The organism is Burkholderia sp. CpTa8-5, assembly GCF_017815045.1.
Classification (GTDB): Bacteria; Pseudomonadota; Gammaproteobacteria; order Burkholderiales; family Burkholderiaceae; genus Burkholderia; species Burkholderia sola.
In genome coordinates this window covers 1-2,712 of record NZ_JAGIQD010000034.1, presented here as the reverse complement: position 1 = coordinate 2,712, position 2,712 = coordinate 1, and the positions used below count along the sequence as shown (strand labels likewise).

General features: G+C 49.5%; 2 protein-coding genes and 1 pseudogene. All 3 read right to left on the bottom strand.

All coding sequences use genetic code 11. The features are described 5' to 3' along the window. Window positions 1–1,411, bottom strand: a 1,411-nt coding sequence (locus tag J8I35_RS30780; RefSeq protein ID WP_209928699.1) for a hypothetical protein, incomplete at its 3' end; no start/stop codon positions are given. A gap of 2 nt (window positions 1,412–1,413) precedes the next feature. Next, entirely contained in the window at window positions 1,414–2,007 is a 594-nt protein-coding gene (locus J8I35_RS30775) for a hypothetical protein (RefSeq protein ID WP_209928698.1), read from the bottom strand. A gap of 503 nt (window positions 2,008–2,510) precedes the next feature. Next, window positions 2,511–2,636: pseudogene (locus J8I35_RS30770) on the bottom strand (DUF2514 family protein); the annotation flags it as partial. Between the last annotated feature and the right edge of the window lie 76 nt (window positions 2,637–2,712).

Here is a 2,712-nt window from a genome sequence, read left to right as displayed (position 1 = left end):
CGGTTATATACGCCAATGCGCCCGCCACCGTGCTGATCGTGTTCCCGCCACCGGCCGCGCCCATGCTGTCACCGGCATTCAAGTGGATACCGTTGTTGTTGCCGCTGACATTGGCCTGTGTGTTGACGTCCATCCAGATCCCGGTGCCTTGACCGTTAGCCGTCGTACCACCGAACGCATCGCCATTCGCGTTGACCGTATCGAACGCCCCGTTGGTATTACCAAGCGCTGTCATCGCTCCCGCTACGGCGTTGATCACGTTGGCGCCGCCATACACTCCCAGACTGTCGCCAGCATTTTCCGTTACCCCGTTGCCGTCACCAACGACATTTGCTGACACGTTACTTGCGACTTGGACTCTAGAGCTGGATGCGTTTGCAGTATCGTTGTCCCCTTGGATTCCGATAAAGCTGCTCGCAGCTACATTCACATTGTTACCATTACCGACATCCCTAATGAAAGTCGCTCCACCAGCCCCGGAAACCGAATAATTTCCAGCTGGACCTGCGATATAAACTTCCGCGACATCAGTATTCGTCGTCGAATCAGCGAAGCTATTTGAATAGCTACCATCCGAGAAAAGATCCAATTTCACCGAGTTCGTCGCAGACTGTGGAATAGTCCATACATTTTCACCCGTGTTGGCAGACTCCTGCAACGGCCCAATCTGCTTCGATCCAGCCTGAGAAAAGGTGACTCCGGATGAAAATGTATAGAGCGTACTACCATCAGACTGCGGAATCACACCGGTTGGAATATCAACTTCATATCCCGAAATCTGCCCAGATGTATTAATCTGAGGAACCAGCATCCCTCCAGAGAGAACTGATTGTATCGAACTCGACAAATTATTTGCGAATGTAGCCTGATCCCCATCTGACAACTTAGAATAATAACTCTGAGCTATATTTTTGATTTCAGATAGCACATTTCCAACCGTCGTATTATTTGCCTGTTTCGACCAACCAAACGCAATCATGCCTGCCGACAAGACTCCAAGAATAATTGCCGTTTGAGGCTCAGCTATAAGCGAGCCGCTAGCCAGCATCGAACCCGCCAGAGCATCAATTTGACTAGCCGTAATATTTTGATATCCGTTTTGCAGCAGAGTTTTTAGGATCGATGCACTATTCGCAGCAACCGTCAACTGTGCCGATACTGATGCCGTTGCCCCTGCAAGTATTCCTGCCTCTGTCGAATTCGATGCAAATTGTTGAATTATTTGAACACCCGTAGCCCCAATCCCTGCCACGTCTGCAGTAGCGCCTACCGCGTTAATCACTCGATCCGGCGTATTTGTCGCACTTAAGGCTTGCGATGTGGCATTTGCGGCATCACCAAAACTTGTCGCTCCACCAACAAGAAAATTCGTAAGCGCCGCAGCTCCTTGCGCAGTGGTAACAGTGCCCATATTCAACCCCCAATCAGATTTTTGAATTTTCGAACATTGATTATTGAAACAATCCACATCGGAATAGCCAAACCGTACATTAACAACAAAAGCCTACCAAACGGAGCGCGCGCAACACTTAATTTATGAAGTTGCTCTTTGCGTGACAATAACAGGATACCATCCCGAGAGGAAATAAAAGTCGGCCAAAATAAACCATCGCCGTCACGCAAAAAAAATCCCTCAACATAGACACTATCAGATCCTGTTTTTCGCTCCCATGACCGAACAGCCTCCATTCCCATTGGGTCTTGAAACTCAACTGGACTGCTGCCGTCTCTCACAAGTACGGCTTGAAGTGAATTATTCCCACCTTCTTTCTTAAACCCATAGATGAGCTTTCCAGTCATCTTCAATACCGCACCTTCCTCGGGAATGGATCCCTGATACGGAATTGATAAATAATATGTGAAAACGGGAGACGAGATCACCCAAACCAATGACAGCGATAGCAACAATTGTTTCCATTTGGCCACGGGGACCGCCCCATACGAACGGCCACTCAAAACCAAAAAGAATGCGACCTTCCATTTGGAAATACCATCTTTATATTCCACCCGCCCCTCAACTCAATTTACAGTCATAAATAATCACGATGGCTTTAAACGCGCGCCTCTACTCGCATCGCACACTTCCGCCACGAGATTAACCAATATCGCAGCAAAGCTCGGCAACGGAGTCCTCCTCAGCCAACATCGAAGGCCGTACGATATAGGTTGCCGAGTTATCACAAATTTACCGAATGCTCGAAGGGGCACCGGTAAAATTTATTCTTCGTACGAGAATAGCATGGACAACTCTCGCAAGGAGCGACATTGAACAAAATTTGACTTGCAAGTAGTCAATTTGTAATTTGTGTCGGGTATTTGTTATATTTCTTTCAGCACTATATTTCCACCACCACCGATCCATTTAGTGCGAAAATTTACCCAAAGAGCCCCTCCACAACACCGAATCGCCATAATTCATCAGCGCAATCGGTCGCCAAACTGATCTGGGCCGCGCGAGGATACCGGGGGAAATGCCCCGATATCCACAAACACCCAGCGTCGAGGGCGCGTTATTGCAGCAGATTGGCTTGCGCGTCGCCGATCAACGCGTCATAACTGCGCTCGCACTGCTGGCCCGCGACGCCCCGCTCGTCAGCGATCTTCGCCAGCTCTCCCGCGCGCTCGTCAGCCCGGCCGTAAGCGTCATTTCGTGGCCGCATGGACAGAGCTGCAGCCGGTGTCCAAAGTGATGTCCGTTACTTCAAGTGATGG